The sequence below is a fragment of the Moorena sp. SIOASIH genome, assembly GCF_010671925.1.
Taxonomy (GTDB): domain Bacteria; phylum Cyanobacteriota; class Cyanobacteriia; order Cyanobacteriales; family Coleofasciculaceae; genus Moorena.
In genome coordinates this window covers 78,226-102,720 of record NZ_JAAHIH010000002.1, presented here as the reverse complement: position 1 = coordinate 102,720, position 24,495 = coordinate 78,226, and the positions used below count along the sequence as shown (strand labels likewise).

Here is a 24,495-nt window from a genome sequence, read left to right as displayed (position 1 = left end):
AGCGCGAGTGGGGGAAACCACGGCAGTTGCTCATGGCGCATGGGTCTGTGTGCGGAACCTGCGTCCGCACCGCTGTAAGCCCCGTGGGAACCCCCTTTGGCGGCACTGCCTTCCCTGTTCCGAAGCTGCATCGCTTCAGAGTTGTTTTCCTTTTCCTCTCCCTCTGGGTCGCCCCGTGTTTGACCCTAATAGACTTCGCGGCAGTTGTCAGGAGACAGGAGACAGAAAACAGTAACAATAATTGACGAAAACAGTATCAAAAAAATACTTTTGCAAGAGGTCTAATCTAAAAAACCTATGTGAGCCACACCCCACACCCCACACCCCACACCCCACACCCCATTAGTGCGGTAATGCAATAGTTTTTCTAACCCCTTGCATAATGTCAGAAATTGTGTGAATATAACAGTATCGTTAAAGCAATGGTTAAGCCGCCATGATGATTTCTACAGCCCAAGCCGCTGAATTACTAGGTGTTTCTGCCACTCGTGTCCGTTTTCTTCTGAGCAAGGGCAGAGTTAAAGGGGCTTATAAGGTGGGTAGAACTTGGGTGATTCCTCTGTTTGACGGTATGCCGGTGGTCACTCCTGGTACTCGCGGACCGAAGCGGAATTGGTCAAAGCGCAGGGAGTACACCAAGGCTGTGATTCACGTTAATCAGAAGGTAATTCGCCAAAATCTCAAGAGCGGGGAGCGCAACCCTGTGATTACGGTTAAACGGGGTTCTAAAAACATTTACGGTCATACGGTAGAGGTCAATGGCCCGTGTCGGGTGATGTATCGTCCTGATAATCCCTTAAATTGTGGGGCTAGGGTCTGGATTGAGACGATTTCTGATTTTAAAGTGATCTAAGCATTCAGCTTGTAGGGTGGGCAAAAACCGTTTGCTGGTTTGGATTGGTCACCAAATCATGACTTTGCCCACCCTACTCGACTAAGCATTCAGCGATCAGCTATCAGCTTATGAGCTATGGGCAAGCTACACCGAACAGCTTTTGAATAAGCGATGCAGCTTCGGAACAGGGGAGGCAGTGCGGTCTTGGGGAGGCAGCGCGGTCTTGGGGAGGCAGCGCGGTCTTGGGGGTTTCCCCCATGAGCGACTGCCGTGGTCTCCCCCATGAGCGACTGCCGTGGTTTCCCCCATGAGCGACTGCCGTGGTTTCCCCCACTCGCCCTTGGGATCAAGACAACAGGTAAGCATTCGTTTAATCTCTATTACGGAAAGCTGACGGCTGACCACTGACTGCTGAATGCTTACGCCCACCCTACTTTAAATTGTGGGGCTTTGGTGATCAAAACCAAGGTAAACGTTATGCTTTTATTTAAGTGCAAAACCACTACCGTAATTACTGTTGCTGTTGCAACTGCTACCTGTTTTTGTAAAGTATAAGTAAAGTATAAGTAAAGTATAAGTAAAGAGTTTGTAAATCAATAAAGCTGAAATTTATGTTCTGGAATAATTAGCTTGTAGGGTGGGCAAAAACAGTTTGGTTGTTTTGATTCGTCACGACATGATGACTTTGCCCACCCTACTCTATTCATGAAATATTCGTAAGAATCGGTAGCTTATTGATTACTATGAAACCTCCGATTTCCCGACTTGTGCCAGCAACTAGCGTTGTGCTGTATTCTCTACTAGCTGCAACTACGGCATTAGGGCAAATTACCCCAGATAATACCCTGGGGAAGGTCAGCTCTGTGGTAACGCCCAATGTGAATGTTAACGGAGACCTAGCCGATTTAATTGAAGGTGGCGCGATTAGAGACAGTAATCTCTTCCACAGCTTTTCGGATTTCAATGTGGGTGAGATGGGGCGGGTTTATTTTGCTAATCCTGCTGGAGTTGCCAACATCTTGAGTCGGGTAACTGGAGGTAATGTTTCCAATATTTTGGGGACTCTAGGAGTATTGGGTAATGCTAATTTATTTGTGATTAATCCCAACGGTATTTTCTTTGGTCCCAATAGCCGACTAGATCTAGGAGGTTCATTTTTTGGAAGTACTGCTGATAGTGTGTTGTTTGAAGATGGCACAGTATTCAGCACTAAAAATCCCAATGAAAAACCGTTGTTGACTATAAATATTCCCTCTGGGTTGCAATATGGTTCCAATCCAGGAAGTATTACTAATCAGTTGAGTTTCTTACGGGTACCCAATGGTCAAACCTTAGGGCTAATTGGTGGTCAGGTGAATATTCCTGGTGGCTTTAATATTGCATTGGATGGAAGGATTGAGCTGGGGAGTGTTGGTTCTAATGGTGTGGTGAAACTGACCCCAACGGATACGAGTTTTGTGTTGGATTATTCAGGAGTTCAAGGGTTTCAGGATATTAGTTTGTCCGAGGGGGCTAGAGTCATTACCAGTGGGGAAGGTGGTGGGAGTATCCAGGTGCAGGGAGCTAATGTGAGTTTACGCGATCGCTCTGATGTTTTTGCGAATACCATCGGAAGTCAGAATGGCGGTGGGATAGTTGTTCGGGCTTCTCAGCTCAGTCTTGAGGATGGTTCTAGGATAATTGCGAATGTATTTGGCTTAGGACAGGGGGGAGATTTGAGTATTACCACTGGGCAGTTAATTGTCTCTGATGGAGCATTTGTTTCAGCTAGCACTCTTGCTGAAGGGGACGCGGGAGATTTGACTGTGAATGCTTCCTCTACTGTTGAACTTAGCAGCGACTTGTTTGCTGTAACTTTTGGGACAGGAAAAGCGGGAAATTTAAGTATTACCACTGGGCAGTTAATTGTCAAAGATGGAGCAGTTGTTTCAGCTAGCACTTTTGGTGAAGGGGACAGCGGAAATTTGACAGTGGATGCCGACTCAATTCAAGTGATTGGTACCTCAGCCGATGGTCGGTTTCGCAGCGGCTTGCTTGCTCAAACTAATGAGATAGCAACAGGAAATGCGGGAGATGTAAAGATTACCACTGGGGAGTTAATCGTTTCTGATGGAGCAAGAGTTTCAGCTAGCGCTTTTGGTGAAGGGAATGGCGGAAATTTGACTGTGGATGCCTCTTCTACTGTTCAACTGATTGGTACCTCAGCTGATGGTCGCAGGAGCAGCAGCTTGGTTACTCAAACTGAAGGGAAAGGAAATGCGGGAGATGTAAAGATTACCACTGGGGAGTTAATCGTCTCTGATGGAGCAGAAGTTTCAGCTAGCACTTTTGGTGAAGGGGATGGTGGAAATTTGACTGTGAATGCCTTTTCTACTGTTCAAGTGATTGGTACCTCAGCCGATGGTCCGTTTGGGAGCGGCTTGTTTGCTCAAGCTAATCCAGACTCAAAAGGAAATGCCGGAAATTTGAGTATTACTACTGGGCAGTTAATAGTCAAAGATGGAGCACAAGTTTCAGCTAGCACAAGGGGTGAAGGGAACGGGGGAACCTTAAGTATAGATGCCTCCTCTACTGTTCAACTAATTGGTACAACAGCCGATGGTAGGATTATCAGCGGCTTGTTTGCTCAAACTGAAGGGAAAGGAAAAGCGGGAGATGTGAATATTGCCACTGGGCAGTTAATTGTTGAAGATGGAGCACAAGTTTTAGCTATCACTCTTGGTGAAGGGGACGGAGGGAACTTGATTGTGGATGCCGAGGAGACTGTTAAACTCATTGGTACCTCAGCCGATGGTCGGATTGTCAGCGGCTTGTTTTCTCAAGTTAATCCAGGCTCAAAAGGAAATGCCGGAAATTTGAGTATTACCACTGGGCAGTTAAGTGTTGAAGATGGAGCAAGAGTTTCAGCTGCCACTTTTGGTGAAGGGGATGGGGGAAATTTGATAGTAGATGCCTCCTCTACTGTTCAACTAATTGGTACCTCAGCCGATGGTGAGTTTCCCAGCGGCTTGTTTATTCAAGCTAATCGAGATGCAACCGGAAATGCCGGAGATTTGTTGAATATTACCACTGACAAGTTAATAATCTCTGATGGAGCAGAAGTTAGCGCTAGAAGCATTCAACAGGGTACTTCAGCAGGAGAAGTAAAGATTAATGCCAACTCCATCTTCCTTGACAACAAAGGAATCATCTCAGCAGAAACAGCAGGAGGAGACAAAAGCAATATTAATCTCTTGTCCCGTGACATCCGACTCCTCGACGAAAGCAAGATTATAACTGAAGCTCAGAATACAACCACTGGGGGCAATATATTTATTGATACTGATACCCTAGTTGGTCTCGGAGATAGTGACATCATTGCCAATGCTGACCAAGGGGAAGGAGGTCGTGTTGAGATTAATGCCAAAGGCATCTTTGGTTTAGAGTTTCGAGACCGTCTCACTCCAGACAATGACATCACTTCCACCTCCAACCGTGGCTCATCCTTCAACGGTGACGTAATCCTCAACATCTCCCAGGTAGACCCCACCTCAGGCTTAAACGAATTGCCAGGAATCCTAGTCGATGCAGAAGCAATCCTCGCCAATGACCTTTGCGGCTTTGAGAACAATCGGATTGCTGGCGGCAGTTCCTTTATCATTACCGGCAAAGGCGGTTTACCACCGACTCCAGAGGATTCAGTGATTAATACCGACAGAACAGTGAGCTGGAGAACTCGTCCTGGATTAGCCAGCAGCAGACAACGATTACAACAGCAAGCATCCGTGAGACGCCCTCCCCAAGAAAAAAAAGTGATTATCGAAGCCCAAGGCTGGGTAATAGCAAAAGATGGTACTATTATTCTGACTGCGCAACCGTTTAGGGGTACCCCTGTTGAGCAGATATTTCCCAATCTTGATTGCCATTCGGGAATAGGGAATAGGGAGTAGGGAGTAGGGAATAGGGAATAGGGAACAGGGAACAGGGAAGAGTAATATAGTATTTTTCTAAGAGTAGTGAACATACTCTCTGAAAGAAAGGCAAGAGGCAAGAGGCAAGAGGCAAGAGGCAAGAGGCAAGAGGCAAGAGTTAATGGGAGCATGTCACTTATGCAGCAACATTAGTACTAAATCTGGGGAATGGGTAATAGGTAATGGGTAATAGGTAATGGGTAATAGGTAATAGGGGGAGCATGTAACTGACTGACTGACTGACTGACTGAAGAATATTTGTACATTATCTATAGCCCCCGGGTAAAAGCCAAGCTCATATGGTACATAGTTCATCTGTTCTGCAACATAGACTTGCTCCCAGAGTTAATCAACTATTCTTACTATTCCCTATTCCCTATTCCCTATTCCCTATTCCCTGTTCCCTGTTCCCTTAATTAATTATTATGAAAAAACTATCATTTCTAATTGCGCTCGCATTAATAACCTGCTTCCTACCATCCGGTAAAGCCTTATCAAATTCTCAAGGAATCACACCCAATTCCCGATTCCCGATTCCCGATTCCCGATTCCCGATTCCCGATTCCCGATTCCCGATTCCCGATTCCCGATTCCCGATTCCCGATTCTCCAGAACAACAAGCCCAACAACTCTATGAAACAGGTCAATATCAAAAGGCGATACCGTTGTTGGAGCAAATTATTAATAACTACAGCGAGAGTGGCGACCTTATTGGTCAGATTAATTCCTTAGTCAATCTAGCTTTAGTTTATCAACGTTTAGGAGACATAGAAAAAGCTAAACAGACAATATCCGAGAGTTTAACCCAACTATCAAAACTGCCATTAACCAAGGAAAGTCAACAATTAAAAGCCCAAATTCTGTCAGTGCAAGGACAAGTATACTTATCACTAGGTCAGGCGGAAAAAGCTTTATCAATTTGGCAGGAAACCAGTGCTATCTACCAAGATATCGGAGACTTAACTAGATTAACAGAAAGTCAGATTTACCAAGTGCAAGCCTTACGAATATTAGGATTGTATAATCAAGCCATTAAAACCTTAAATCAAATCCAAGAAAATATCCAAGACCAACCCGATAGCAAACTCAAAAGTACCGCCCTCCAATACCTAGGTGATGTGCTGCGCCGAGTAGGAAAATTCAAAGAATCTCAAGCAATTTTACAACAAAGTTTAGCCATAGCGGAAAACTTACCAGATCAGACATTGATTGCTGAGACTCTGCTTAGTTTGGGAAATACAGCTAGATTAAAAGGAGACACAGAAGACGCAATAGATTTCTATCAACGGGTTGTCAAAGAATCTCCCTTACCTGATATTAAGATTCAAGGACAATTAAATCAACTGAGTATAGTGATAGCTAAACAAGAGTGGTCACGAGCCAGAGAGTTATTGCCAGCTATCGAAAATACCTTAACGACATTATATCCAAGTCAAAGAGCAATCAAGGCTAGACTTAAGCTAGCCAAAACCCTATTAAAAGGTAAAAACTCACAACTCACAACTCCCAACGACCAGGCTACTTATCTCGCTGATGCTATTAAGCTAGCTAGGAATTTAGGAGATAAAAGAGCGGAAGCTGAAGCCCTAGGTAACTTGGGAACATTATACGAATACAATCAACGTCTTGATGAAGCCGAAGACTTAACCGAAAAAGCCTTACTGATTGCTCAACAAATCAATGCTCCCGATTTAGCTTATCAATGGCAATGGCAACTGGGCAGAATTCTGAATCTAAAACAGGATAAAAAAAACGCGATCGCGGCCTATGCTCAATCCGTGCAAACCCTCAAATCTATCCGTAGTGACCTAGTCGCGATTAGTAGCGATATTCAGTTTGGGTTTAGAGAAAGCGTTGAACCAGTCTACCGAGAATTAGTAGGACTACTCCTAGAACCGAATGCATCTCAAGAAAACCTCAAACAAGCACGAGATGTGATTGAATCCCTACAATTAGCAGAACTAGACAACTTCTTTCGGGATGCCTGTCTAGATGCCAAACCAGTTAATATCGACGAAATAGACCCCAACGCTGCTATCTTCTATACCATTATCTTACCAGACCGGCTGGAAGTAATTGTCACTTTGCCCGGACAACCCCTGCGCCAGATCACTACTAACTTACCTCAAACAGAAATAGAACAACAACTGGCTTCGGTACAGAGCAATATTGCTAGCCCTTGGCGAGGTCTTCAAAAGCAAAACTTACAAACAATAAACGACTGGTTAATCGGCTCCATTGAAACCGAACTAGCCAACAGTAACATCCTCACTCTAGTATTTATACCAGATGGGGCTCTGCGCAATCTTCCCATGTCCGTGCTTTATGACGGGGAACGCTATTCCATCGAGAAATATAATATTGCCGTAGCACCCAGTTTACAATTAATCGACTCTCAAGCCAATGTCAGACAAAACCTTTCAGTTCTGAGTGCTGGAGTGACGGAAGCTCGTCCCCATCGTCCCAATTTAGGGTCACTTCCTGGGGTGAAGGTGGAATTAAACAATATCAAGGCTCAAGTTCCCTCATTGATTCTTCTCAATGAATCCTTTACTGAATCCAACTTCAATACAGAAGTTAATACCTCTAGTTACGAAATTGTTCATCTGGCCACTCATGGTGAATTTAGTTCAGTCGCTGAAGAAACGTTTCTCCTGACCTGGGATGACGTGATCAATCTCAATGAGTTAAATACTCTGATCTCAGCGGATCAAAAGCAAGAAAATCCCATTGAATTACTCGTCCTTAGTGCTTGTAAGACAGCCGCAGGAGACTCCCGAGCCGCTTTGGGATTGGCTGGAGTAGCAGTGCGATCTGGCGCACGCAGTACCATTGCCAGTCTCTGGCCTGTCGAAGATATAGCCACTACAGAGTTAATGACTCGCTTCTATCAGAAGTTAGCCAAAGGCAAGGTTACCAAGGCTGAAGCTTTACGTCAAGCTCAACAGGAGCTGTTGCAGAGCGAGGCATTTGAGCACCCCTTTTACTGGTCGGCTTTTATTTTGCTGGGAAATTGGTTGTGAAAATTAGGGGGTAGGGGGTAGGGGGTAGGGGGTAGGGAATAGGGAGTAGGGAGTAGGGAGTAGGGAATAGGGAACAGGGAACAGGGAACAGGGAACAGGCAAGAGGCAATAGGCAAGAGGCAAAAGGCATGCTAGACCCACCCCTAACCCCTCCCAGGAGGGGAAGGCAAGAGGCAATAGGCATGCTAGCAATAGGCAATAGCTACCCCACACCCCATTAGTGCGTCAGTGCAATAGTTTTTCTGACCCTTCTTACCACCCTCTGGCTAGAGATGGCGGTAATGTCTTGATGCAAAGCGCGAGTGGGGGAAACCACGGCAGTTGCTCATGGCGCATGGGTCTGTGTGCGGAACCTGCGTCCGCACCGCTGTAAGCCCCGTGGGAACCCCCTTTGGCGGCACTGCCTTCCCTGTTCCGAAGCTGCATCGCTTCAGAGTTGTTTTCCTTTTCCTCTCCCTCTGGGTCGCCCCGTGTTTGACCCTAATAGACTTCGCGGCAGTTGTCAGGAGACAGGAGACAGAAAACAGTAACAATAATTGACGAAAACAGTATCAAAAAAATACTTTTGCAAGAGGTCTAATCTAAAAAACCTATGTGAGCCACACCCCACACCCCACACCCCACACCCCACACCCCATTAGTGCGGTAATGCAATAGTTTTTCTAACCCCTTGCATAATGTCAGAAATTGTGTGAATATAACAGTATCGTTAAAGCAATGGTTAAGCCGCCATGATGATTTCTACAGCCCAAGCCGCTGAATTACTAGGTGTTTCTGCCACTCGTGTCCGTTTTCTTCTGAGCAAGGGCAGAGTTAAAGGGGCTTATAAGGTGGGTAGAACTTGGGTGATTCCTCTGTTTGACGGTATGCCGGTGGTCACCCCTGGTACTCGCGGACCGAAGCGGAATTGGTCAAAGCGCAGAGAGTATACTAAGGCTGTGATTCACGTTAATCAGAAGGTAATTCGCCAAAATCTCAAGAGCGGGGAGCGCAACCCTGTGATAACGGTCAAACGGGGTTCTAAAAATATTTACGGTCATACGGTGGAGGTCAATGGCCCGTGTCGGGTGATGTATCGTCCAGATAATCCATTAAATTGTGGGGCTAGGGTGTGGATTGAGACGATTTCGGATTTTAAGGTGATCTAAGTATTCAGCTTGTAGGGTGGGCAAAAACAGTTTGCTTCTTTTGATTGGTGACGAAATGATGACTTTGCCCACCCTACTCGACTTTGAGCTTTTAAATAAAACAAGTAAGTATTCGTTTAATCTTTGTTACGTCAGCATTAGGCTGAGGGCTGACGGCTGAGGGCTGACGGCTGAGTGCTTACGCAAAAACAGTTTGGTGGTTTTGATTCGTCACAATTAGATGACTTTGCCCACCCTACTTTACATAATAAAACTTAACATAATCAAAGGGTATTTTATGGAATAATTCGAGGAATCGGGAGCTCTATTGATTAACATGAAACCTTGGATTTACCGACTTGTGCAAGTAAGTCCCTTTGTTCTGTGTTCTCTACTGGGTGCAACTACGGCATTAGGGCAAATTACCCCAGATAATACCTTGGGCAATGAAAGCTCTGTAGTAACTCCAAATGTGGATGTTAACGGAGACCTAGCGGATTTGATAGAAGGTGGCGCGATTAGAGAAAGCAATCTCTTCCACAGCTTCTCAGATTTTAATGTTGCCGAGTTTGGGCGAGTTTATTTTGGCTTACCTGCTGGAATTACCAACATCCTGAGTCGGGTAACTGGAGCAAATGTTTCCAATATTTTGGGGACTCTGGAAGTTTTGGGCAATGCTAACTTGTTTTTGATAAATCCAAACGGTATTTTCTTTGGTCCCAATAGCCGACTGGATCTGGGAGGGTCATTTTTTGGGAGTACTGCTGATAGTGTCTTGTTTGAAGATGGCACAGTCTTCAGTGCTAAAAATCCCAATCAGAAACCGTTGTTGACGATTAATATACCATCTGGCTTGCAATACGGATCTAATCCAGGGAGTATTACTAATCAGTCTAGTCTGTTTCAGGTACCAAATGTTCAAACATTAGGGCTGATTGGTGGTGACATTAATATTCCTGGTGGTCAGTTAACAGCAACCGATGGACGGATTGAGCTGGGGAGTGTTGGTCCTAATAGTGTGGTGAAGCTGACGCCAACGGATACTAGTTTTGTGTTGGATTATTCACCAGTTCAAGAGTTCCAGGATATTAGTTTGTCCGACGGTGCTTTTGTTGATACCAGTGGCGAAAGCGGTGGCAGTATCCAGGTGCAGGGAGCTAATGTGAGTTTACGCGATCGCTCTTTGGTTCTTGCGAATACCGAAGGGAGTGGAAGTGGGGGTGGCATAGTTGTTAAGGCTTCACAGTTGAGTCTTGAGGGTGGTTCTAGGATAACTACAGATGTAACTGGCTCAGGGCAGGGGGGAGATGCCAGGATTACCACTGGGGAGTTAATGGTCTCTGATGGAGCAAGAGTTTCAGCTATCACAACCGATGAAGGGGACAGCGGAAATTTGACTGTGGATGCCTCTGAATCTGTTCAAGTGATTGGTACTGATGCCTCGGGTGGGATTTTCAGCGGCTTGGCTACTCAAACTCAAGGGAAAGGAAAAGCGGGAGAGTTGAGTATTACCACTAGGCAGTTAATAGTCTCTGATGGAGCAGTTGTTTCAGCTGGCACTGTTGGTGAAGGGGACGGGGGAAAGTTGACTGTGGATGCCTCTGAATCTGTTCAACTGATTGGTACTGATGCCGATGGTCGGTCTCGCAGCGCCTTGTCTACTCAAGGTAATTCAAACTCAAAAGGAAAAGCAGGAGATTTGAGTATTCCCACTGGCAAGTTAATAGTCTCTGATGGAGCAAGAGTTTCAACTGACACTTCTGGCGAAGGGGACGGGGGAAATTTGACTGTGAATGCCTCTTCTACTGTTCAAATCATTGGTACCTCAGTCGATGGTCTGCCTGTCAGCGACTTGTCGGCTGAAACTTTTGGGAAAGGAAATGGGGGAGATTTGAGTATCACCACCGGGGAGTTAATTGTCAAAGATGGAGCACGAGTTTCAGCTAGCACTGCGGGTGTTGGGGACGGGGGAGATGTGAGTATTACCACTGGACAGTTAATTGTCAAAGATGGAGCACAAGTTTTAGCTGTCACTGTTGGTGAAGGGGACGGGGGAAAGTTGACTGTGGATGCCTCTGAATCTGTTCAACTGATTGGTACTGATGCCGATGGTTCGGTTTCCAGCGGCTTGTTGGCTGAAACTTTTGGGAAAGGAAATGGGGGAGATTTGAGTATCACCACTGGACAGTTAATTGTCAAAGATGGAGCAGTTGTTTCAGCTAGCACTGCGGGTGTTGGGGACGGGGGAGATGTGAAGATTACCACTGGGGAGTTAATAGTCTCTGATCGAGCACAAGTTTCAGCTGCCACTGTTGGTGAAGGGGACGGGGGAAAGTTGACTGTGGATGCCTCTGAATCTGTTCAACTGATTGGTAGGTCAGCCGATGATCGGGTTCCCAGCGGCTTGTTTACTCAAACTAACGGGACAGGAAAAGCGGGAGAGTTGAAGATTACCACTGAGCAGTTAATGGTCAAAGATGGAGCAACAGTTTCAGCTAGCACAACCGGTGAAGGGGACGGCGGAAATTTGACTGTGGATGCCTCTGAATCTGTTCAACTGATTGGTACCTCAGCCAATGGTAAGTATCGCAGCGCCTTGGCTAATCTAAGTCAAGGCACAGGAAAAGCGGGAGAGTTGTTGAAAATTACCACTGGCCAGTTAATTATCTCTGATGGAGCAGCAGTTAGTGCTCAAAGCAATCAACCGGGGAGTTCAGCAGGCGAAGTAAAGATTAATGCCAACTCCATCTTCCTAAACAACAATGGAATCATCACAGCAGAAACAGCAGGAGACAAAGGCAATATTACTCTATTATATTCCCGTGTCATCCGACTCTTTAACCAAAGCCAGATTACCACTGACGCTGATAATACCACTGGGGGCAATATAACCATTGATACTGATGTCTTACTCGGTCTGGGAAATAGCGACATCACCGCCAATGCTGAAAAAGGACCAGGAGGTCGTGTTGAGATTGATGCATCCAAAGGCATCTTTGGCTTAAAGTTTCGAGACCGTCTAACTTCAGACAATGACATCACCGCTACGTCTGACCTTGGCCCATCCTTCAGCGGTGAAGTAATCCTCAACACCCCAGGCGTAGACCCGACCTCAGGATTAACGGAGTTGCCAGGAATCCTGGTCGATGCAGAAGCCATCCTGGCCAATGACCTTTGTGGCTTTGAGAATAATCGGATTGCTGGCGGGAGTTCCTTCACCATTACCGGAAAAGGGGGTTTACCAGCTAGTGCAGACGATCCAGTGATTAATAGCGACACCACAGTGGGCTGGAGAACTCGTCCTGGCTTAGCCAGCAGCAGAAGACAACAATTACAGCAATTACGGCAGCAACCTAAGGCCAAAGGCCACGCTACGCGAACAGTGAGACGCCCTTCCCAAGACAAAAAAGTGATTATCGAAGCCCAAGGCTGGGTCAGAGCAAAGGATGGCACAATTATTCTGACGGCTCATCCCTTTAGGGGTACTCCTGTTGAGCAGATATTGCCCCATCTTGATTGTCATTCGGGAAGAGGGAGTAGGAAGTAGGGAGTAGGGAGTAGGGAATCGGGAGTCGGGAGTCGGGAGTCGGGAGTCGGGAGTCGGGAGTCGGGAATCGGGAGTCGGGATGCAGTGGCCTCATGGGGGTTCCCTTACAAGGGTAGGTTTTTTACAAAGGGGCAAGTATGTACTTTGATTACGTATAAATTCCTAAAAATATGTATCAAAATACACAATCATTTCCGGGATAATTCTCCCCATTTCCCGCTCTTCCCCTCCTGGGAGGGGTTAGGGGTGGGTTCCGATTCCCGATTCCCGATTCCCGATTCCCGATTCCCTACTCCCGACCCAAATGTAAAAAACCTACCCCTGTGAGATGGGGGTTCCCCCCATTCGCGAGGGCATCAAGACAGTGATAACAATCAATTTCAGTACCGAAATAATCAACTATTATTACTTTTCTCTGTTCCCTATTCTCTATTCCCAGATCTGCTGTTCCCTGTTCCCTGTTCTCTATTCCCAATTCCCGATTCCCGATTCCCGATTCCCGATTCCAAATTCCAAATTCTAAATTCTAAATTCTAAATTCTAAATTCTAAATTCTAAATTCCCGATTCCCTTAATTATTATGAAAAAACTATCATTTATATTTGCAATCGCATTAACCTGCTTCCTACCATCGGCGAAAGCCTTATCAAATTGTCAAGGAATCACACCCGATTCCCGATTCCCGATTCCCGATTCCCGATTCCCGATTCCCGATTCCCGATTCCCGATTCCCGATTCCCGATTCCCGATTCCCGATTCCCCAGAACAACAAGCCCAACAACTCTATGAAACAGGTCAATATCAAGACGCTATATCGTTGTTGGAGCAAATGATTAGTAACTACAGGGAGAGTGGCGACCTTATTGGTGAAATTAATTCCTTAGTCAATTTAGCTTTAGTTTATCAACGTTTGGGAAACCTAGACCAAGCATTAGAAACCATATACCAGAGTTTTACCCAACTATCAAAACTCGATAATACCAAAGAACGTCAAGAATTACAAGCCCAAATTTTGTCAGTCCAAGGACAAGTATACTTATCTCTAGGTCAGGGGGAAAAAGCTTTATCAATTTGGCAGGAAACTAGTGCTATCTACCAAGATATCGGAGACCTAAATAGATTAACAGAAAGTCAGATTTACCAAGTGCAAGCCTACCGAGTATTGGGGTTGTATAATCAAGCTACTAAAACCTTAACTCAAATCAAGGAAACTCTTCAAGACCAACCCGATAGCAAACTCAAAAGTAGAGCCCTCCAATATCTAGGTGATGTGCTGCGCCGAGTAGGGAAATTCCAAGACTCTCAAGAAATTTTACAACAAAGTTTAGCCATAGCCGAAAACTTACCAAATCAGACCTTGATTGCTGAGATTCTGCTCAGTTTGGGAGATACAGCTAGATTACAAAGAAAAACAGAATACGCTTTGGATTTCTATCAACGAGTTGTCAAGGAATCTCCCTTACCCCATCTTAAAATTCAGGGACAATTAAATCAACTGAGTATATTGATAGCGAAACAAAAGTGGTCGCAAGCCAGAGCATTATTGCCAACTATCGACTATACCTTAACCACATTATATCCCAGTAAAACCGCAATCAATGCTAGAATTAAGATAGCAAAAACCCTGTTAAAATCTGAAAATACACAAATAAAAAATCCCAAATTCCTTGCTACTTATCTCGCCGATGCTATTAAGCTAGCTAGGAATTTAGGAGATAAAAGAGCGGAAGCTGAAGCCATTGGTAACTTGGGAACCTTATACGAATACAATCAACGTCTTGATGAAGCCCAAGACTTGACCGAAAAAGCCTTAGTCATTGCTCAAGGAATCCAGGCTCCGGATTTAGCCTATCAATGGCAATGGCAACTGGGCAGAATTCTAAATCTAAAACAGGATAAAAAAAACGCGATCGCTGCCTATTATCAATCCGTGATAACCCTCCAATCTATCCGTAGCGACCTAGTCACGATTAGTAGCGATATTCAGTTTGATTTCCGAGAGAGCGTCGAACCAGTCTACCGAGAATTAGTAGGACTACTGCTCGAACCAAATGCATCTCAAGAAAACCTCAAAAAAGCACGAGATGTGATTGAATCCCTGCAACTAGCAGAACTAGACAACTTCTTTCGGGATGCCTGTTTAGATGCCAAACCAGTTAATATCGACGAAATAGACCCCAACGCTGCTATCGTCTATACCATTATCTTGCCAGACCGGCTGGAAGTAATTGTCACCTTGCCGGGACAACCTCTGCGCCAGATCACCACTAACTTACCCAAAATAGCAATAGAATACCAACTGGCTTTGGCTTGGAGAAATATTACTAGCCCTTGGCGAGGTCTTCAAAAGGAAAACTTACAAACAATACACAACTGGTTAATCGGCCCGATTCAGGCCGAACTAGCCAATAGTAACATCCTCACCCTAGTATTTATCCCCGACGGAGCCCTGCGCAATCTTCCCATGTCTGTGCTTTATGACGGGGAAAAGTATGTGATCGAGAAATATAGTATTGCCGTAGCACCCAGTTTACAACTAATCGACTCTCAAGCAAATGCCAGACAAAACTTTTCAGTTCTGAGTGCTGGAGTGACGGAAGTTCGTCCCCATCGTCCCAATTTAGGATCACTTCCTGGGGTGAAGGTGGAATTAGAGAATATCATGGCTCAAGTTCCCTCATTAAGGATTCTTCTCAATGAATCCTTTACCGAATCCAACTTCAATACAGTAGTTAACACCTCTGCTTACGAAGTAGTTCATCTAGCCACTCATGGTGAATTTAGTTCAGTAGCTGAAGAAACCTTTCTCCTGACCTGGGACGAGGAGATCAATCTCAATGAGTTAAATAATTTGATCTCAGCTGATCAAAAGCAAAAAAATCCCATTGAATTACTCGTCCTCAGTGCTTGTAAGACAGCCGCAGGAGACTCCCGAGCCGCTTTGGGATTGGCTGGAGTAGCAGTGCGATCTGGCGCACGCAGTACCATTGCCAGTCTTTGGTCTGTGGACGATCTAAGCACTGCAGAGCTAATGACTTACTTTTATCAGAGGTTAGCCAAGGGCAATGTTACCAAGGCTGAAGCTCTGCGACAAGCTCAACAGGAGCTGTTGCAGACGCCGGAATTTAATCACCCCTTTTACTGGTCGGCTTTTATTTTGCTGGGAAATTGGTTGTGAAAATTAGGGAGTAGGGGGTAGGGGGTAGGGGGTAGGGAGTAGGGAACTTCGGATCAGGGAACAGGGAACAGGCAAAAGGCAAAAGGCAAGAGGCAAAAGGCAAAAGCTACCCCACACCCTATTAGTGCGTTAGTGCAATAGTTTTTCTGACCCTTCTTACCACCCTTGCAACCTTTGTAGCCCTTACCACATTTACCACCCTCTGGCTAGAGATGGCGGTAATGTCTTGATGCAAAGCGCGAGTGGGGGAAACCACGGCAGTTGCTCATGGGGAGGGGTTGTGTGCGGAACCTGCGTCCGCACCTGTCTTGATGCAAAGCGCGAGTGGGGGAAACCCCCAAGACCGCGCTGCATCGCTGTAAGCCCCGTGGGAACCCCCTTTGGCGGCACTGCCTCCCCTATTCCGAAGCTGCATCGCTTCAGAGTTGTTTTCCTTTTCCTCTCCCTCTGGGTCGCCCCGTGTTTGACCCTAATAGACTTCGCGGCAGTTGTCAGGAGACAGGAGACAGGAGACAGAAAACAGTAACAATAATTGACGAAAACAGTATCAAAAAAATACTTTTGCAAGAGGTCTAATCTAAAAAACCTATGTGAGCCACACCCCACACCCCACACCCCACACCCCACACCCCATTAGTGCGGTAATGCAATAGTTTTTCTAACCCCTTGCATAATGTCAGAAATTGTGTGAATATAACAGTATCGTTAAAGCAATGGTTAAGCCGCCATGATGATTTCTACAGCCCAAGCCGCTGAATTACTAGGTGTTTCTGCCACTCGTGTCCGTTTTCTTCTGAGCAAGGGCAGAGTTAAAGGGGCTTATAAGGTGGGTAGAACTTGGGTGATTCCTCTGTTTGACGGTATGCCGGTGGTCACCCCTGGTACTCGCGGACCGAAGCGGAATTGGTCAAAGCGCAGAGAGTATACTAAGGCTGTGATTCACGTTAATCAGAAGGTAATTCGCCAAAATCTCAAGAGCGGGGAGCGCAACCCTGTGATAACGGTCAAACGGGGTTCTAAAAATATTTACGGTCATACGGTAGAGGTCAATGGCCCCTGTCGGGTGATGTATCGTCCGGATGATCCATTAAAATGTGGGGCTAGGGTGTGGATTGAGACGATTTCTGATTTTAAGGTGAGCTGATTTGGCCAGGGATGGGGGTCAGTGGTCAGTGGTCAGTGGTCAGTGGTCAGTGGTCAGTGGTCAGCCATTGGCCTACGGCCAAAGCTGAATGCTTATGTTATGCGATGCTGTTTCAGAGCCGCTATGCGATTGACCTTGGCCAAAAGGCCACGCTACGCGAACGGTCACGCTACGCGAGCACATCAAACCACAGAAAAATTCCATGAAGATGTTTTGTAGTCTCGATCGATGGAATAAATTTGGTATGGTCAAAAAACTCGATCTTTATAGTGTATGAGTGGCATAGATCGTGGGATTTTTCTGGATTCTAGACACATTGCCAAGCATCTACCTGGTACACCACAAGTACAGCGGTTACTCAGACGAGGCAGATCGGCTCATGTTTTTAACAATCAAGCCACAATGGAAAGAGTTGCTCAAGCCATTATAGAGAGAGGAGAGTTTACCGGAGTCATTCGAGGATATGAGCGTTACGGTTTGTTCTTCGCTGATTCAATTGGTTACAGAATCAGCCCTGATGGTAGACCAAGTACTCCGTTGTTTTATGGAGAGGTGAAGATTGATGGAAAAAACCAATACCATGTTATTCCCCGTACTCGACCCAGCCAATAGTGAGTGGGATTTCGTTGAAGTTTGGATTGACCCAATGCTATCCCCTCCCTACATCCTGCTGTTACTGGGTAATGCATCAGGTAGTTGTCGTGTGTACGATCCTACTGAGAATTACAAGGTTGTGTTTACTGGAGCAACCTATGATGAAACCCAAACTTGGCTGTTGGAAGATGAATATGAGCCAATTGAAGGGCGACTTTCAACATCGGAGTTATGAACAAAACACCAGACTTTGATGATGAGATGCTGCCTGAGTACCAGTTCGACTATCGCAAGGCAAAGCCCAATCGTTTTGCTAGCAAAAGTGGCAAAACCATGAACATTGTGGTGTTGGATGAGGATATCGCGGAGGTCTTCACTACACCAGAAGCGGTGAACAAAGCCCTAAGGGCATTGATTGAAGTTGTACCGCGAACGGTGAAAGTAGATGATTGCTGATTGCTGTTCGCGTAGCGTGCGCGTAGCGCATATGCTTACGGATAAACAGCTAAGGTGACAATATAGTCAGCAGCAATCAATTAATGCGATTGGCCTCTGGCCACGCTGCGCGATCGCAGTCAAGTTACAGCAGACTTCCTAGTGCAATAGTGGAGGCAGTGATGAAGCGAGATTTAGATTATTTCATTGGTGAGCGTGCTGAACATCTGGCGATAGTATACTTGACACGTAGCCAAGATCTAGTTGTAGAAAGGATGAAGGCTGATTATGGGCTAGATATGTTGGTAACGATACTACGGGATAAATTACCGACAGGAAGGGTTTTTGGTGTTCACATCAAAGGTCAAGACAAAACTTTCAAGGACATACAGCAAGAAGCTTCACTAGTTTTATCTGACCAAGAAAAGAAGTACTTTCAAGATTTGCCCTTCCCAGTATGTGTATTGTTTTTCACTATGGACGATGACAGGGGCTATTACCGATGGTTGAAGTATCCAAGTGAATCCAACCAGAGCCTTCATACTCTTGAAAACAATCAATGGCGTTCCCTGGATCAGGAGCAGGTTAGCCAGATAATCGCAGACGTTAATGCTTGGTATAATCGAAAGCACCAATCCGCCGCATAACAACACCCATGCACCCGAGCGCCTTAGCATTAGGCTCAAAATCAGGAGAATTAAGTGGCATACAGTGACTTTACTCTAAAGAAAGTCAAGCTTGATTTCAATATCCAGACTGTCGAGGATCATTCACTATTTTCCAATAGTGAAGAAATTGAAATAAGTGATTATCTCGCACAGACCTTAAAAAGAAATGTCCCTTTAGCCTTAGCCATTAATACGGAAAAGGCTAGGTCAGAACTAATCATTATTAACATCTTACTGGAAGTTAAAGAAAAATCCTCTGAAAAAATTAGTCTATTTTCAGGCATTGATTTTTATGTAGATAAGGAAAAAGGCTTAACTGGATTTTGCGATTATATCATTAGCGGTTCAGAAGAGCAGTTATATTTAGATTTACCCGTAATTACAATAGTTGAAGCTAAGAATGAAAATATTATTTCTGGCTTAGGTCAATGTATTGCAGAAATGCATGCTGCTCAACTCTTTAATCAAGAAGCAAGTCATGAGTTATCCTGTGTATATGGTGCAGTAACAACAGGGGATGAATGGAGATTTGTTAAGCTTGAAAAAAATGTCGCTTATATAGATAATGATAGCTATTATATTAGTGATATTAATAAAATTATTGGGATTCTAGTGAACATGGTTAAAGGAGAAGCCTAATACTATTAGCAAAGGGAGTAGGGAGTAGGGAGTAGGGAGTAGTAGGAAAGATTTCCGAGGAATTTTCTTCCCTGTTCCCTATTCCCTATTCCCTAAAACCCAGAACGAAAGTACCTCACCCAATTAAAACATGCTATAGCATTACTGATCGTGATTTTCGGGACAGAGCAAATTCCGCAATTCTTCCGGAATCTCCTCGAAATGCTCCAGAAGGAAATCCATCAGAGCCAGATGGCGCAAATCCGATGGTTGAGGACGTAGATAATTAGAACCTCGGCTAAACCAGCGCCCCACTGTCGCCACAGAACGGGAGCAAATCATTGCGATCGTTGAATGAGTGACTGGCCATGTGACTACTCCCACATCAAATCAAAGATTATGATGTGGGCTTCTCAATCTCACGAATGAGACTTGCTGCTCCTCGGCGGAGGCCGACGCTATGCGAACGATATCCTGTACCGATTTACCACAGCCATTAAGCGACAGTCCAACCGCCAATAATCCACGATTTAAAATGTTGATCCCGCTATTCCAGTCACGATCAATTTTGACGTTACAGCTAGAACAGCAATGAACGCGTTCGCGCAGCGTCGGCTTCGCCGAATCGCTTAAAGTTTTTTCGACTCTAGAACCACAATTAAAACACTCAATGCTTGTGCCACGCGGGTTAACTTCTTGAACTAACAAGCCGCGTTTTACCGCCACTGCTTGCAATGTTTCCAAGAATGCTCCCCAGGCTGCATCATGTATTGATTTTGCTAACTTAGTTCGAGCGAGTCCTTTGATATTTAAATTTTCGTGAGTAATTAAGTCGTATTTGCTGCACAACCAATGAGCAACCTGATAGTGAAATTCCTTCCGGCATCGGGTTAGATGGAGGTGTAACAAAGCTACTTTATGTTTAGCTTTTTTCCAGTTTTTAGAACCCTTAACGCGGCGCGACATTACTTTTTGCGCCTGAGCCAGCTTGCCCTGAGCCTTTCTATAAAATTGTGGAATAGGCACCGCTTCCCCGTCTGATGTAGTTAGAAATTTCTCCAATCCAACATCAATCCCAACAGCAGACTTAATTGAGTCCACTGGTAAAATCTCGGGTACAGTATCATCCTTCATTGAGATACAACAATACCACCCATCAGCCTTTTTGACTACGGTGCATTGCTTAAGGGTAAATCCTACGCCCTTCGGGCAAGCTTCGCTAACAGGTAATGGGCGATGCATTACAACAGGAATTGACCCAATCCGACTCAGTTTTAAAATACCATCAACCAGATGTGCTCCTGCTTTGGAACTGTTGACTCTAGGAAAAACAAACGATCGAAGTTCTCCAGATTTTTTGAACCTAGGTCTACCCCCACGTTTGCCACTGGCATCAGGCTTTCGCCACCTATCCCAAGCCTTGTTGAGACGTTGTAAGTTAACTTGTTGAGTCTCTGCGTAAATTTTTTTGTACTCAGGAAATAGCCGCTTAGTTTCCTTGAGCGCTGCCTGTTGAGTGTAGTAGTTTACCAGTTCTGGAATTTCACCAATTGGCTCATAACTCACGCTACACCTATCAATCGGACAACGAGTCCGACTAAGCCAATCCAAGCGTTGCCCCAGGGCGTAGTTCCAATGACGACGCAAAAGTTCAAGCCACCTTTCCATGATGGCGATCTGTTCGGGGCTTGGCTTGATTCGGTAGCAGTAAGTGAGTATCATAAATTTATTGTAGCACTTATTGCAGAAAATGAAAGGTAACTACACAAAAAAAATATATCGGTTTACCGTTTTACCGTACATGTTGTATTAGTCACGAAATACAGACGAAAGGCCATATCAGACCAAATCTTGATCAGGCTGAGACAAATCTGCTCTGACACTTGCGTTAAATGGGAGTGTAACCTGGTGGAATTTAATGGAGAGAGTGATCATATCCACCTAATTATTGACCTTAATCCTAGGATCGCCCCGGTCAAGTTAATAGCCAATATCAAAACTGTGACTAGTAGATTGATTCGCCAAGAATTTCCTGAGCACTTAAAACGGTTTTACGGAGACAAAAAAGTCTTCTGGACAGGTTCTTATTTTGTGGCTTCCTGTGGCGGAGTTACTATCGAGCAATTAAAAAGTTATGTCCAAAACCAAGATACCCCGTCAGGCAATTCCCCTCCCGCTAACCCTCCGGGTATAACGGGAGACCCCTTGCCTGTTTAGGTTGGCGTAGAATGCGTTTGGTGTCATCCCGAGTTTGCAGCAGCTGTACTGTTTAATTAAGTCTTGCTGTAGCTGAGTGAAAGAATCAGGCTTTTTCATCATGCTACCTCCAACTCTAATATCAAGTCAGCTTGAATACCCATAATTAGAGGAAGTGTGGGGAGATGGGGAGATGGGGAGATGGGGAGATGGCGGAGATTGTTAGTAAAGGTAATTATCCCGACATGATATAAAGAAAGCAAACGGTTTTCCGACGCTATATCTTTCACTGTCGTATCTGTTACTATCCAAGCAGCACTTGGCGAATCGGAATCGAGCCAAATCAGATAGCGCCAGATCCAGCAGCAACAACGATTTGCCCAGTTGTATAATTTTCCAACAACTGTAGCAATGTCAAGATTAATATCGCCTAGGACTTTCCAGCAGATGCATTGACGCAACAGTTCCAAATTAGTAAATATTGCGTAGTGGCGTGGCAAGCTTAAAATAGTGCAATAGATTTTTGCTCCCCATATTCCCGCGCCCCCGCCCCACACCTCCCACACCTCCCACACCCCCCACACTACCCCATCTGTTTCTAATGCAACATTTAAGGCTTGCCACGCCAGTAGGGTGCGTTAGGGGCGGGCTTGCCCTCATGTTCAACCTCGTAGTCAGTGTTGAGATAGCCCGCCCCGTAACGCACCACCAGGTCAAACAGCAAAAGAGAGATGCATCCTAGGACTTTCCAACCAATGCATTGACGCAACAGTTCCAAATCAGTATTGGGATTAGTATCGCCTAGGAGTTTCCAACCAATGCATGGACGCAACAGTTCCAAATCAGTATTGGGATTAGTATCGCCTAGGAGTTTCCAACCAATGCATGGACGCAACAGTTCCAAATTACTATTGGGATTAGTATTGACTAGGAATTTCCAACCAATGCATTGACGCAACAGTTCCAAAGGAGCATCGCCAATGTTTAACAAAGAAGCAGGCTGACAATCGCAAAAGTATTCTAGCCGCGCTGTTAGCGCTATTGATATTAGCAACTGCTTCAGTTCTAGAGTAACTAAGTCACTAAGCATGTCTCCTTGGTCAGGTTGAAAGCAATGGAGATAGCGGTCTAGCCAGCCAGGGTTGAGACTAGTGCTAAGTTGCTCAATTAGCACTGTAGTAATAGCATCAGTTTCAATGGCATCAGCTTTAATAGCCTGGATCGATAGCCTGGTATGGAAGCCAGTCTTACTGAAATAACTGAGCTTGCCGAGTAATTCAGTGATGCCAAAATCCGTAATAACTTGCTGGCATCGGTCTAGACAGGCTTTGGCACAGCTTCGGTTGTCTGTACCTGGATCTTTGTTCAGATAATTTGTCATCATATAGGTGGCTTTCTTGATTGCAAGAGCCAGTGGCAGACCTTGCCCGCCAAAGCTAGTGGTCTGCCATCTCGCTCCCGGTTTGTTATAGCTCGTTTTGGTGTACTTGCTATATCCAACCTATTTATGATATTATAGTAAGTTTAGGGTTTTGTCAAGACTTTGATAAAATCTTAAAAATTTGTAATTATTTGTAATTTATAATTGACTATATAGTGTTGATAAGATTAATCAGCCATCAGCTGTCAGCCGTCAGCTGTTCGCGTAGCGTGTGCATCGCCCATAAGCTGATAGCTGAATGCTGATACGCGACACGCTGATAGCTGAATGCTTAAATCAGGTACACAGGATTTTGCCCTGTTCCCTATTCCCTACTCCCTATTCCCTACTCCCTACTCCCTACTCCCTAAAACCCAATCGAAAACTGGGATAATTGTGAAATAAATCCTATAATTCCCCCGATTAATACTAACCATAGGGAGTTTACCTTAAAGCGAAATACCAGCACTGCACTAGTTATTGCCACCATAACGGTTAACCAATCCACTAACGCAGTACGTGCTAAAATATAAGTTACTCCTGTCATCAGTCCTAAGGAAGCCGCATTAACACCGTCGAGGAATCCACTTGCCCAGGGGGATTGTCGTAGCTTGGGGACCCAAGGATTGATGATTCCCACTAACACAAAGGCAGGCAAAAAGATTCCAATCGTTGCAGCTATTGCGCCAACATTTCCATTCAGCAGATAGCCAATGAAGGTAGCAGTTGTAAACACAGGACCAGGAGTGACTTGACCGATTGCGATCGCATCGAGCAGTTGTTGGGAAGTAAGCCATTGATGGCGCTCTACTAAATCTTGTTGTAGAAACGCCAGCAGCACATAGCCACTACCATATAGAACGGAGCCTATTTTTAGGAAGAATAGGAAGACACTAACGGAAGATAGGGAAGCGGCGGATGGTACACCGGTCTGTGCTAAAACACTAGAGAAAGGCACAAGTAAAGCACCTGTGATATTATTTCCTCTACGCCAAAGGGTTTTGACTAGCATTACCGCAGCTCCGACCAACAGCAGTAAGAGAATTTCATGGGTACCTAAGAAGAAAGCGATAGTAGCTGCAACTCCTGCTACTGTTGTCGGAATATCTTTTGCTGCTTTTTTCCCCAACTTCCATAACGCTTGTAAAACAATTGCGATGATAACTGGTTTGATACCATAGAGGAGCCACTCTACCTGGGGCACACTCTGGTAACGGACATAAATTGCTGCCATTATCCAGACAATCACCATTGCTGGCAAGATAAAACAAGAACCAGCAACAAACAGTCCCCGCCATCCAGCTCGCTCATAACCGATGTGAATGGCTAATTCTGTCGAGTTAGGGCCTGGAAGAAGATTGGTAACGCCCAGTAGATCCAGCAGATTCTCATGACTCATCCACTGTCGTCGCTTCACTACTTCATCATCCATCATGGCAATGTGAGCAGCTGGGCCACCAAAGGCAATTGTCCCCAATTTAAAAAAGACTAGCGCTAATTCCTTGAGTCGTTGCCCCTGTTGTTGTGGGGACAGTTGAGCTTCAGAACTGTTGTGTTGCTCAGGCTGAATATCTTCTATTTCGTTAGACACTGGTTTGACTCCAAAGGTGTCAAGGTTAATATACCAAAGGGAACAGGGAACAGGGAATAGGGAATAGGGAATAGGGAATAGGGAGTCGGGAGTCGGGAATAGGGAGTCGGGAGTCGGGAGTCGGGAGTCGGGAGTCGGGAGTCGGGGTAATAAAATTTAATAATGCCTA

The 24,495-nt window shown here is 45.2% G+C and carries 27 protein-coding genes and 1 pseudogene; 19 read left to right on the top strand and 9 right to left on the bottom strand.

Going from position 1 to position 24,495, the window contains the following annotated elements:
• Positions 1 to 7 precede the first annotated feature (7 nt).
• Positions 8 to 235, top strand: a complete 228-nt coding sequence (locus tag F6J90_RS08100; RefSeq protein WP_293091955.1) for a hypothetical protein — start codon at positions 8 to 10, stop codon at positions 233 to 235.
• 201 nt (positions 236 to 436) lie between these two features.
• Positions 437 to 853, top strand: a complete 417-nt coding sequence (locus F6J90_RS08095) for a helix-turn-helix domain-containing protein (protein ID WP_293091954.1) — start codon at positions 437 to 439, stop codon at positions 851 to 853.
• A gap of 126 nt (positions 854 to 979) precedes the next feature.
• Here F6J90_RS08095 and F6J90_RS08090 read toward each other — a convergent pair whose 3' ends face one another.
• Complete coding sequence (locus F6J90_RS08090) at positions 980 to 1,264, bottom strand: hypothetical protein (RefSeq protein ID WP_293091960.1); 285 nt, start codon at positions 1,262 to 1,264, stop codon at positions 980 to 982.
• Between the two features lie 314 nt (positions 1,265 to 1,578).
• Between F6J90_RS08090 and F6J90_RS08085 the strand changes: the two genes are divergently transcribed.
• Complete coding sequence (locus F6J90_RS08085; RefSeq protein WP_293091959.1) at positions 1,579 to 4,764, top strand: filamentous hemagglutinin N-terminal domain-containing protein; 3,186 nt, start codon at positions 1,579 to 1,581, stop codon at positions 4,762 to 4,764.
• Here F6J90_RS08085 and F6J90_RS08080 read toward each other — a convergent pair.
• Positions 4,694 to 4,900, bottom strand: a complete 207-nt coding sequence (locus tag F6J90_RS08080) for a hypothetical protein (protein ID WP_293091958.1) — start codon at positions 4,898 to 4,900, stop codon at positions 4,694 to 4,696. The genes F6J90_RS08085 and F6J90_RS08080 overlap by 71 nt on opposite strands.
• 310 nt (positions 4,901 to 5,210) lie before the next feature.
• Here F6J90_RS08080 and F6J90_RS08075 point away from each other — a divergent pair, with 310 nt between their 5' ends.
• Positions 5,211 to 7,808 (top strand): CHAT domain-containing protein, encoded by a 2,598-nt coding sequence (locus tag F6J90_RS08075; RefSeq protein WP_293091957.1) that lies wholly within the window; start codon positions 5,211 to 5,213, stop codon positions 7,806 to 7,808.
• A 3-nt stretch (positions 7,809 to 7,811) separates the two neighbouring features.
• Here the strand turns inward: F6J90_RS08075 and F6J90_RS08070 are convergent, their stop codons facing one another.
• Positions 7,812 to 8,000 carry a hypothetical protein gene (locus F6J90_RS08070; RefSeq protein WP_293091956.1) on the bottom strand — a complete coding sequence of 63 codons (189 nt, stop codon included), beginning with the start codon at positions 7,998 to 8,000 and terminating at the stop codon, positions 7,812 to 7,814.
• Positions 8,001 to 8,110: 110 nt separating this feature from the next.
• Here F6J90_RS08070 and F6J90_RS08065 point away from each other — a divergent pair, with 110 nt between their 5' ends.
• The 3 genes from F6J90_RS08065 (at position 8,111) to F6J90_RS08055 (ending at position 12,482) form a co-directional block, all read left to right on the top strand.
• On the top strand, positions 8,111 to 8,338 hold the full coding sequence (locus F6J90_RS08065) for a hypothetical protein (RefSeq protein ID WP_293091955.1): 228 nt from the start codon (positions 8,111 to 8,113) through the stop codon (positions 8,336 to 8,338).
• A gap of 201 nt (positions 8,339 to 8,539) precedes the next feature.
• Positions 8,540 to 8,956, top strand: coding sequence for a helix-turn-helix domain-containing protein (locus F6J90_RS08060; protein ID WP_293091954.1), 417 nt, complete (start codon positions 8,540 to 8,542; stop codon positions 8,954 to 8,956).
• 316 nt (positions 8,957 to 9,272) lie between these two features.
• Complete coding sequence (locus F6J90_RS08055) at positions 9,273 to 12,482, top strand: filamentous hemagglutinin N-terminal domain-containing protein (protein WP_293091953.1); 3,210 nt, start codon at positions 9,273 to 9,275, stop codon at positions 12,480 to 12,482.
• Here the strand turns inward: F6J90_RS08055 and F6J90_RS08050 are convergent.
• The gene (locus F6J90_RS08050) at positions 12,412 to 12,576 is read right to left on the bottom strand and encodes a hypothetical protein (protein WP_293091952.1); all 165 of its coding nucleotides are present in this window, start codon (positions 12,574 to 12,576) and stop codon (positions 12,412 to 12,414) included. The two genes, F6J90_RS08055 and F6J90_RS08050, sit on opposite strands and share 71 nt — an antisense overlap.
• Positions 12,577 to 12,626: 50 nt before the next feature.
• On the opposite strand from F6J90_RS08050, the gene F6J90_RS08045 reads away from it, so the two are divergent.
• The 10 genes from F6J90_RS08045 (at position 12,627) to F6J90_RS08000 (ending at position 19,140) form a co-directional block, all read left to right on the top strand.
• The gene (locus F6J90_RS08045; protein WP_293091951.1) at positions 12,627 to 12,809 is read left to right on the top strand and encodes a hypothetical protein; all 183 of its coding nucleotides are present in this window, start codon (positions 12,627 to 12,629) and stop codon (positions 12,807 to 12,809) included.
• A 1-nt stretch (position 12,810) separates the two neighbouring features.
• The gene (locus F6J90_RS08040) at positions 12,811 to 13,005 is read left to right on the top strand and encodes a hypothetical protein (protein WP_293091950.1); all 195 of its coding nucleotides are present in this window, start codon (positions 12,811 to 12,813) and stop codon (positions 13,003 to 13,005) included.
• Between the two features lie 57 nt (positions 13,006 to 13,062).
• Positions 13,063 to 15,660: a CHAT domain-containing protein gene (locus F6J90_RS08035; protein ID WP_293091949.1), complete on the top strand. Its 2,598-nt coding sequence runs from the start codon at positions 13,063 to 13,065 to the stop codon at positions 15,658 to 15,660.
• A 727-nt stretch (positions 15,661 to 16,387) separates the two neighbouring features.
• A complete protein-coding gene (locus F6J90_RS08030; protein WP_293091948.1) occupies positions 16,388 to 16,804 on the top strand; it encodes a helix-turn-helix domain-containing protein in 417 nt (138 codons plus the stop codon).
• Positions 16,805 to 16,825: 21 nt separating this feature from the next.
• Positions 16,826 to 17,023 carry a hypothetical protein gene (locus F6J90_RS08025; protein ID WP_293091947.1) on the top strand — a complete coding sequence of 66 codons (198 nt, stop codon included), beginning with the start codon at positions 16,826 to 16,828 and terminating at the stop codon, positions 17,021 to 17,023.
• 54 nt (positions 17,024 to 17,077) lie between these two features.
• A complete protein-coding gene (locus F6J90_RS08020) occupies positions 17,078 to 17,416 on the top strand; it encodes a hypothetical protein (RefSeq protein ID WP_293091946.1) in 339 nt (112 codons plus the stop codon).
• Entirely contained in the window at positions 17,367 to 17,633 is a 267-nt protein-coding gene (locus tag F6J90_RS08015; protein ID WP_293091945.1) for a hypothetical protein, read from the top strand. Before F6J90_RS08020 ends, F6J90_RS08015 begins: the two co-directional genes overlap by 50 nt.
• Entirely contained in the window at positions 17,630 to 17,854 is a 225-nt protein-coding gene (locus F6J90_RS08010) for a hypothetical protein (protein ID WP_293091944.1), read from the top strand. The genes F6J90_RS08015 and F6J90_RS08010 overlap by 4 nt, the downstream gene beginning before the upstream one ends.
• Positions 17,855 to 17,937: 83 nt before the next feature.
• Positions 17,938 to 18,480 carry a DUF4365 domain-containing protein gene (locus F6J90_RS08005; protein ID WP_293091943.1) on the top strand — a complete coding sequence of 181 codons (543 nt, stop codon included), beginning with the start codon at positions 17,938 to 17,940 and terminating at the stop codon, positions 18,478 to 18,480.
• Positions 18,481 to 18,534: 54 nt separating this feature from the next.
• Positions 18,535 to 19,140, top strand: coding sequence for a hypothetical protein (locus F6J90_RS08000; protein ID WP_293091942.1), 606 nt, complete (start codon positions 18,535 to 18,537; stop codon positions 19,138 to 19,140).
• Positions 19,141 to 19,281: 141 nt separating this feature from the next.
• Here the strand turns inward: F6J90_RS08000 and F6J90_RS07995 are convergent, their stop codons facing one another.
• Both F6J90_RS07995 and F6J90_RS07990 read right to left on the bottom strand, forming a co-directional pair.
• Complete coding sequence (locus tag F6J90_RS07995; RefSeq protein ID WP_293091941.1) at positions 19,282 to 19,503, bottom strand: hypothetical protein; 222 nt, start codon at positions 19,501 to 19,503, stop codon at positions 19,282 to 19,284.
• 6 nt (positions 19,504 to 19,509) lie between these two features.
• Positions 19,510 to 20,787 carry a transposase gene (locus tag F6J90_RS07990; RefSeq protein ID WP_293091940.1) on the bottom strand — a complete coding sequence of 426 codons (1,278 nt, stop codon included), beginning with the start codon at positions 20,785 to 20,787 and terminating at the stop codon, positions 19,510 to 19,512.
• On the opposite strand from F6J90_RS07990, the pseudogene tnpA reads away from it, so the two are divergent.
• Positions 20,755 to 21,336 (top strand): annotated as a pseudogene (gene tnpA, locus F6J90_RS07985) (IS200/IS605 family transposase). The gene F6J90_RS07990 and the pseudogene tnpA sit on opposite strands and share 33 nt — an antisense overlap.
• Positions 21,337 to 21,434: 98 nt before the next feature.
• Here tnpA and F6J90_RS07980 read toward each other — a convergent pair.
• Both F6J90_RS07980 and F6J90_RS07975 read right to left on the bottom strand, forming a co-directional pair.
• Positions 21,435 to 21,881 carry a hypothetical protein gene (locus F6J90_RS07980; protein ID WP_293091939.1) on the bottom strand — a complete coding sequence of 149 codons (447 nt, stop codon included), beginning with the start codon at positions 21,879 to 21,881 and terminating at the stop codon, positions 21,435 to 21,437.
• Between the two features lie 44 nt (positions 21,882 to 21,925).
• On the bottom strand, positions 21,926 to 22,699 hold the full coding sequence (locus tag F6J90_RS07975) for a hypothetical protein (RefSeq protein ID WP_293091938.1): 774 nt from the start codon (positions 22,697 to 22,699) through the stop codon (positions 21,926 to 21,928).
• Between the two features lie 295 nt (positions 22,700 to 22,994).
• Here F6J90_RS07975 and F6J90_RS07970 point away from each other — a divergent pair, with 295 nt between their 5' ends.
• Entirely contained in the window at positions 22,995 to 23,129 is a 135-nt protein-coding gene (locus F6J90_RS07970; RefSeq protein ID WP_293091937.1) for a hypothetical protein, read from the top strand.
• Here F6J90_RS07970 and F6J90_RS07965 read toward each other — a convergent pair.
• Entirely contained in the window at positions 23,103 to 24,326 is a 1,224-nt protein-coding gene (locus tag F6J90_RS07965) for a chromate transporter (protein WP_293091936.1), read from the bottom strand. The two genes, F6J90_RS07970 and F6J90_RS07965, sit on opposite strands and share 27 nt — an antisense overlap.
• Between the last annotated feature and the right edge of the window lie 169 nt (positions 24,327 to 24,495).

Excerpts from the sequence above, each read along its gene's own strand:
- F6J90_RS08095 (WP_293091954.1), top strand. The coding sequence starts at position 437 with ATGATGATTTCTACAGCCCAAGCCGCTGAATTACTAGGTGTTTCTGCC.
- F6J90_RS08085 (WP_293091959.1), top strand. The coding sequence starts at position 1,579 with ATGAAACCTCCGATTTCCCGACTTGTGCCAGCAACTAGCGTTGTGCTG.
- F6J90_RS08075 (WP_293091957.1), top strand. The coding sequence starts at position 5,211 with ATGAAAAAACTATCATTTCTAATTGCGCTCGCATTAATAACCTGCTTC.
- F6J90_RS08060 (WP_293091954.1), top strand. The coding sequence starts at position 8,540 with ATGATGATTTCTACAGCCCAAGCCGCTGAATTACTAGGTGTTTCTGCC.
- F6J90_RS08055 (WP_293091953.1), top strand. The coding sequence starts at position 9,273 with ATGAAACCTTGGATTTACCGACTTGTGCAAGTAAGTCCCTTTGTTCTG.
- F6J90_RS08050 (WP_293091952.1), bottom strand. The coding sequence starts at position 12,576 with ATGAGGCCACTGCATCCCGACTCCCGATTCCCGACTCCCGACTCCCGA.
- F6J90_RS08040 (WP_293091950.1), top strand. The coding sequence starts at position 12,811 with ATGGGGGTTCCCCCCATTCGCGAGGGCATCAAGACAGTGATAACAATC.
- F6J90_RS08035 (WP_293091949.1), top strand. The coding sequence starts at position 13,063 with ATGAAAAAACTATCATTTATATTTGCAATCGCATTAACCTGCTTCCTA.
- F6J90_RS08030 (WP_293091948.1), top strand. The coding sequence starts at position 16,388 with ATGATGATTTCTACAGCCCAAGCCGCTGAATTACTAGGTGTTTCTGCC.
- F6J90_RS08020 (WP_293091946.1), top strand. The coding sequence starts at position 17,078 with ATGAGTGGCATAGATCGTGGGATTTTTCTGGATTCTAGACACATTGCC.
- F6J90_RS08015 (WP_293091945.1), top strand. The coding sequence starts at position 17,367 with ATGGAAAAAACCAATACCATGTTATTCCCCGTACTCGACCCAGCCAAT.
- F6J90_RS08010 (WP_293091944.1), top strand. The coding sequence starts at position 17,630 with ATGAACAAAACACCAGACTTTGATGATGAGATGCTGCCTGAGTACCAG.
- F6J90_RS08005 (WP_293091943.1), top strand. The coding sequence starts at position 17,938 with ATGCGATTGGCCTCTGGCCACGCTGCGCGATCGCAGTCAAGTTACAGC.
- F6J90_RS07990 (WP_293091940.1), bottom strand. The coding sequence starts at position 20,787 with ATGGAAAGGTGGCTTGAACTTTTGCGTCGTCATTGGAACTACGCCCTG.
- F6J90_RS07975 (WP_293091938.1), bottom strand. The coding sequence starts at position 22,699 with ATGATGACAAATTATCTGAACAAAGATCCAGGTACAGACAACCGAAGC.
- F6J90_RS07970 (WP_293091937.1), top strand. The coding sequence starts at position 22,995 with ATGCTGATACGCGACACGCTGATAGCTGAATGCTTAAATCAGGTACAC.